This window comes from uncultured Eubacterium sp. (genome assembly GCF_937958975.1).
Lineage (GTDB): Bacteria > Bacillota > Clostridia > Lachnospirales > Lachnospiraceae > Eubacterium_G.
Window position 1 is genome coordinate 1 of sequence record NZ_CALGRE010000042.1, and the last position, 6,612, is coordinate 6,612.

A 6,612-nucleotide genomic window follows, 5' to 3' on the forward strand; every position below is an offset into this window, starting at 1 on the left:
ATGCCCAGTTAGCTCAGTTGGTAGAGCAGAGGACTGAAAATCCTCGTGTCTCTGGTTCGATTCCGGAACTGGGCATTTTTGTATAGCTACGAGCCATATAAAAATAAGGTGAAACATCTGTTGAAAATATATTTTCATAAGGTTGTTTCACCTTATTTTTATACGGCGACAGCCGTCAAGTGAGATGAAACGAAGTGGAATCGAACTTGGGAGGCTCGTAGCAAAAAGACAGCCATCAAGTGAGATGAAACGAAGTGAAATCGAACTTGAAAGGCTCGTAGCAAAAAGACAGCCGTCAAGTGAGATGAAACGAAGTGGAATCGAACTTGAAAGGCTCGTAGCTAAAAGACAGCCATCAAGTGAGATGGAACGAAGTGAAATCGAACTTGAAAGGCTCGTAGCAAAAAGACAGCCATCAAGTGAGATGAAACGAAGTGAAATCGAACTTGGGAGGCTCGTAGCGAAAAGACAGCCATCAAGTGAGATGAAATGGAATATGATTATTAATTGTAAAACGTAGAAAATAATGATAAAATTTTATGTATTAAAATACAAATTCATGGAGTTATTATGAAAGAACATCAGGCGAGAGAATATATATTTGAAGAAAAAGTTAAGAATATGCTTCAAGATAGTAATTATGTATCTATTATAGATGGAGATATGCCCGGAAGAAGTACCTGTCATAATATATTTGCATCGGGAAAATTAACGATACCAACGGCATTTATTTATCCGATTAAATTAATATGTCAATATAAGTATTATGCAAAAAATAAAGTAGAACTAAATCATATTCGTGATTTTTATGGAATTATGGCTGATATTTCAGAGAGAGATTTTTCTATAAAGGATAATATAAGTAATACACCTGATAGATACACATACTCTGCCTGCTTTTTTAGTGCGACGGCATTTACAAAAGAGGCTCAGGAGTATGCATGGGCACATAACATTTTTATGTCTTCTATGGAGCGTATTGCGGTAATGCAGCCAATTTTAAAAAGAATAGATGAATTTGTTTCTAATCTTACAGAAACGACTATAAACAATATTTCAAAGTATGAATTGTTACAGGGATATAATAGGGAAATGAAGGATGAATGTTTACATCCGGAAACAGTAATTGGAATTATAAATGGTGTATATCCTGTTATGATTTTTGGAAAAAAAGGATGGTTTAAGCCTGTTTTTGAGGAGGCGCTTGCATCTGAGATTGGACGGGCATATATTGATAGTGTTTATAGAAGTGAAAATCAATTTGAAGCAAATTTTGAATTAAATTTTATGGAGAGCAGCGCTGAATTTTCAGTACCAATAACTATTTTAGAGAAATTAATGGAAAGAGTTGATAATTTAACGAAAGAAAATATTATTTTTAATATTGATATTCCTTATGTTACAAATAAAGGAAAAAAGATATTTGTATCTATGGAGGTCTTTATGGAAGGATTTTATAGAGGGGAATATATCAATAAACAAATATCATTTTTTGATTTGTAGTTTATAATGTTTCATTAGAATTAGTGACAATTTGTTGGTAAATATTATTTTTGTGATTATGGAAAAGATAAGTTTATATGAAAAATTAATTAAATACGGAAAAGACGGAAATTATCCTTTTCATATGCCGGGACATAAGAGACAGGATAAGATGTTAAATAGTTTGGACCCATTTGAAATTGACATAACCGAAATAAATGGTTTTGATAATCTTCATTATTCGTCAGGTATTATAAAAGAAGCGATGGATAATGCTTCTAACTATTTTGGTACTGATAGAACATGGTTCCTTGTAAATGGTAGTACATGTGGATTGTTATCGGCGATTAGTGCGGTGACAGATATTGGTGATACTATATTAATAGGAAGAAATTGCCATAAGGCAGTTTATAATATTGCTCAGATAAGAAATTTAGACATAACATATGTTTTTCCGGAATTTGTTGAGGAGTATAATTTAAATGGTGGTTATAATCCAAAAAAAATAGATGAGTTGTTAACAAAAAACAAAAATATTAAAGCAGTTATTATCACATCGCCAACCTATGATGGAATATTATCTGATATAAAAAAAATTGCAAGAGTTGTTCATAGACATCATGCTGTTTTAATCGTTGATGAGGCTCATGGTGCACATTTAGGGATTAGTGACAAACTTGCTATGCCGGCATATAAATTGGGAGCAGATATTGTAATAGAGAGTATTCATAAGACTTTACCGTCTCTGACACAGACGGCATTATTGCATTTGTGTGGAGATAGGGTGTGTGCGGAAAGCATTGAAAAGTATTTGTCAATTTATCAATCAAGTAGTCCATCTTATTTATTTATGGCGGGGATTGATAGATGTATTCGACTATTGCAGGTAGAAGGTCAAGAAAAAATCGAACAATTGTTAATAACTTTATATGAATTTAGATATAAAGTGAATAAATTAAAATTTATTCATTTACCAAAAAAACAATTAATAGGACGATATCATATATATGATATGGATATTACTAAGCTGATTTTATGTGTGGATAGAAATATTTTAACAGGAAAAGAATTGGCGGATATTTTAAGAGAGAAATATCACTTTGAGATGGAGATGGAAACCGCAGCATATGTTTTGGGAATAACAACTATTTGTGACAATTTAGGTGAAATTAAAAGACTTGGGGAAAGTCTTGAAGAAATTGACAGAATGTTGGGTGAATGTAAAGATAATAAAGTAATGTGTAGATTAAAATTTAATCTGCCTGAAAATAAGATTTGCTATTCTATTTATGAGACAGATAAAATGTTGTCCAGGATAGTAAGATTGTCGGATTCCGCAGGTAACATTTCCGCAGAATATATTTATCTTTATCCTCCTGAAATACCGCTTATTGTTCCGGGAGAATTGATTACAGAAGATTTAATTGAACAAATTGATGTATTAAAGGAAATGGGAATGAATTTGAACGGACTTTCTGATAGGGAAAATAAATATATAAAAGTCATATTAGACAAATGAGGTTATTATGTCAAAGATTTTTTTTGTGTTGGGAAAGAGTTGTAGTGGGAAAGATACAGTTTTTAGAAAATTAAAAAATAATAAAGACTTAAATTTAAAAACAGTTATTGGTTATACAACGAGACCAAAAAGGCAGGGGGAAAAGGATGGAGAGGAATATTTTTTTGTGACATCAAATGAGTTAGACAATTTGAAAAAAGAAGGAAAAGTTATAGAGTGTAGAAATTATAATACAGTTCATGGAACATGGAGCTATTTTACAGTTGATGATGGTCAGATTGACTTAAGTCAAGGGAATTATATTTATATTGGAACACTTGAATCATATAAAGAAATGGTAAGGTTTTATGGGGAAAATGCAGTAGTTCCGTTGTATATTGAGGTTGAAACGGGGGAGCGGTTATGGAGAGCAGTAAAAAGAGAGAGAGAGCAGAGTAGTCCAAAGTATGCTGAATTGTGTAGAAGGTTTTTAGCAGATGAGGAAGATTTTAAGGACGAAAATATTGTGAATGCAGGGATTCAAAAAAGATATCATAATGTTGTTTTAGAGGAGTGTATTTCTGAGATTGTAGAAACAATGAAAGAATTATGATATGATATGCTAGGAGGCATGAAATGGAGTCAGAAAAAATTCTTGGTCAGAACCATATAATACAACATTTTGAAAATGCAATTAAAATGAATAAAATTTCTCATGCTTATATTATTAATGGGGAAAAAGGTTCCGGAAAAATGAGTCTGGCTTTATCTTTTGCCAAGGCATTGCAGTGTGAAGGTGACGGGAGAAGCATTACGGGAAGAGCTTGCGGGGCTTGTAAATCTTGCAGGCAGATAAAATCGGGAAGTCAGCCTGATATTAAATTTGTCATTCATGAAAAATCAGGAATTGGTGTGGATGAAATAAGAGCTCAATTGAATGAGGATATTGAAATTAAGCCATATAGGAGTAAATATAAAATATATATTATTAATGAAAGTGAGAAGATGACAGTTCAGGCACAAAATGCTCTTTTAAAAACCATTGAAGAACCACCGGAATATGCAATTATTATTTTATTGACTACGAATGCGGATACTTTTTTGCAGACAATATTATCCAGATGCGTGTTATTAAATATAAGACCGGTTAAAGAAGAGATAATTAAAAGAAATCTTATGTCTGAATATGGTGTCAGTAATTATGAAGCGAAAATTGCGGCAGCATTTGCAAATGGAAATCCGGGGAAAGCAGTTTCCCTGGCTACTTCTGAGGATTTTAAAGAGTTGAAACAACAGGTTGTGAGTACGTTAATTTCCTTAGATAAGGGTGGAATGGATATTATAGGTCAAAAGATTAAAGAAGCCGGAGAAGTTAAAAAACAAATAGAGGATTATTTTAATCTTATGAGAATATGGTTCAGGGATGTTTTATTGTATAAGGCAGTAGAAGATAATGACAGACTGATTTTTCAGGATGATTATCAGGAAATAATAAATATGTCAAAAAAATTGTCGTTTTTTGATATTAATGTTATCTTAAAATCAATTGAACAGGCTTGGAATAGGATTCATTCTAATGTAAATTTTGATATTACAATGGAAGTTTTATTTTTATCTATAAAAGAAAGGATTAAACAATGATAAAAGTTATAGGTGTTAGATTTAGACAGGCAGGAAAAATATATAATTTTGACCCTGTTGATTTTGATATAAAAAAGGGAAATCATGTTATTGTAGAAACTGCGAGAGGAGTGGAGTATGGTCTTGTAGTTTCAGATATTAAGGAGACTGAGGAAGAAAATGTTATTATGCCGTTAAAGCAGGTTATTAGAATTGCAACGGAGGAAGATGATAAAAAAGCACAGGAAAATTTAGAAAAAGAAAAAAAGGCTTTTAAAATATGTAAAGAAAAAATTGCAAAACATAATCTGGAAATGAAGCTGATTGATACAGAATATACATTCGATAATAATAAAGTTTTGTTTTATTTTACAGCAGATGGAAGAATCGATTTCAGAGAGCTGGTAAAAGATTTAGCATCAGTTTTTAAGACCAGAATAGAGTTGAGACAGGTTGGTGTGAGAGATGAGACAAAAATGTTAGGCGGAATAGGTATTTGTGGAAGACCCCTGTGTTGTAATACCTATTTGTCTGAATTTATTCCGGTATCGATTAAGATGGCAAAAGAACAGAATCTTTCACTGAATCCAACAAAGATTTCGGGAATTTGTGGCAGACTTATGTGTTGTCTTAAAAATGAACAGGAAGCATATGAGCATTTAAATTCTAATTTGCCTGATGTAGGTGAGATGGTTAAGACGTTTGATGGATTTAAAGGTGAAGTAGTCAGCGTTAATGTATTGAGACAAAAGGTTAAAATCGTCGTAGAGCAAAACGACCAGAGAGAAATTAAGGAATATGCGATAAATGAGATTAAATTTAAACCAAAAAGGAAAAAATTTGATTTGGCAGCAGAAGAATTGAAAGAGCTGAAAGGATTAGAGGATACGGAAGGTTCTAAGTTAGATTAAAAGATAGAGGTTACCTTTGAAAGAAAATATTGAATTAAAAGGCAGTGAACGTATTGTTGACCTAGAAAGAAACGGATATCGGATTATTCAGGACAGGGAGAGATTTTGTTTTGGAATTGATGCAGTTCTCCTCACAGGTTTTGTGAATGTGAGCAGCGGAGAGAGAGTGCTTGACCTTGGGACAGGCACAGGGATTATTCCTATTCTACTGGAAGCAAAAACAGAAGGAGAACATTTTACAGGCTTAGAAATTCAGACAGAAAGTGTTGATATGGCGGAGCGGAGTGTAGCATTAAATCATCTTTGTGAAAAAATAAACATCGTTCGTGGAGATATTAAGGAAGCTTCGGCAATATTTGGTGCATCTACTTTTGATGTTGTGACTACGAATCCTCCATATATGACGGAGAATCACGGATTAAAAAATCCGGATGAGCCCAAAGCAATTGCCAGACATGAAATTAAATGTACTCTCGAGGATGTGATAAGAGAAAGTGCAAAGGTTTTAAAACCCGGCGGTAAGTTTTTTATGGTTCACAGACCACGAAGAATGGTTGAGATTATAGAAGTTATGAGAAAATATAAAATTGAACCAAAGAGAATTAAGTTGGTTCATCCCTTTGCAAATCGTGAAGCGAACATGATTTTAATCGAGGGAAGGCGGGGAGGAAAACCGATGATGAAGGTAGAGCCGCCGATTATTGTTTATAAGGAGCAGGGAGTTTATTCTGATGAAATTCATGAGATTTATGGATTTTAGAGTGAGTGAAATATATGGCAGGAAAATTATATTTATGTGCGACACCAATAGGAAATCTTGAGGATATTACATATAGAGTTGTGAGAACCCTGAAAGAGGTGGACCTAATTGGGGCAGAGGATACAAGAAATAGCATAAAGTTATTAAATTACTTTGATATTAAAACACCGATGACCAGTTATCATGAATTTAATAAATATGATAAGGCAAAAGTTTTAGTTGAGGAAATGATTGGCGGCAAAAATATTGCATTGATTACAGACGCTGGAACTCCTGGGATTTCTGACCCGGGGGAGGAGTTGGTCAGACAGTGTTATCAGGAGATCGGAAGAGCGTCGTGT

Annotated in this window: 7 protein-coding genes and 1 tRNA gene; all 8 read left to right on the forward strand. The window is 33.2% G+C overall.

The genetic code is table 11. The annotated features are described in order from the left end of the window. The first annotated feature begins 2 nt into the window (after positions 1 to 2). The 8 genes from Q5O86_RS07335 (at position 3) to Q5O86_RS07370 (ending at position 6,271) form a co-directional block, all read left to right on the forward strand. A tRNA-Phe gene (locus Q5O86_RS07335) sits at positions 3 to 75 on the forward strand. 67 nt (positions 76 to 142) lie between these two features. Continuing rightward, the gene (locus tag Q5O86_RS07340) at positions 143 to 520 is read left to right on the forward strand and encodes a hypothetical protein (RefSeq protein WP_302626492.1); all 378 of its coding nucleotides are present in this window, start codon (positions 143 to 145) and stop codon (positions 518 to 520) included. 50 nt (positions 521 to 570) lie between these two features. Continuing rightward, positions 571 to 1,503 (forward strand): hypothetical protein, encoded by a 933-nt coding sequence (locus Q5O86_RS07345; RefSeq protein WP_302626493.1) that lies wholly within the window; start codon positions 571 to 573, stop codon positions 1,501 to 1,503. 58 nt (positions 1,504 to 1,561) lie between these two features. Next, entirely contained in the window at positions 1,562 to 3,001 is a 1,440-nt protein-coding gene (locus tag Q5O86_RS07350) for an aminotransferase class I/II-fold pyridoxal phosphate-dependent enzyme (protein WP_302626494.1), read from the forward strand. Between the two features lie 7 nt (positions 3,002 to 3,008). Further along, positions 3,009 to 3,593, forward strand: a complete 585-nt coding sequence (locus tag Q5O86_RS07355; RefSeq protein WP_302626495.1) for a guanylate kinase — start codon at positions 3,009 to 3,011, stop codon at positions 3,591 to 3,593. A gap of 23 nt (positions 3,594 to 3,616) precedes the next feature. Continuing rightward, a complete protein-coding gene (holB, locus tag Q5O86_RS07360; RefSeq protein ID WP_302626496.1) occupies positions 3,617 to 4,621 on the forward strand; it encodes a DNA polymerase III subunit delta' in 1,005 nt (334 codons plus the stop codon). Next, complete coding sequence (locus tag Q5O86_RS07365) at positions 4,618 to 5,511, forward strand: stage 0 sporulation family protein (RefSeq protein WP_302626497.1); 894 nt, start codon at positions 4,618 to 4,620, stop codon at positions 5,509 to 5,511. Before holB ends, Q5O86_RS07365 begins: the two co-directional genes overlap by 4 nt. 16 nt (positions 5,512 to 5,527) lie before the next feature. Further along, complete coding sequence (locus tag Q5O86_RS07370; protein WP_302626498.1) at positions 5,528 to 6,271, forward strand: tRNA1(Val) (adenine(37)-N6)-methyltransferase; 744 nt, start codon at positions 5,528 to 5,530, stop codon at positions 6,269 to 6,271. Positions 6,272 to 6,612: the final 341 nt, after the last annotated feature.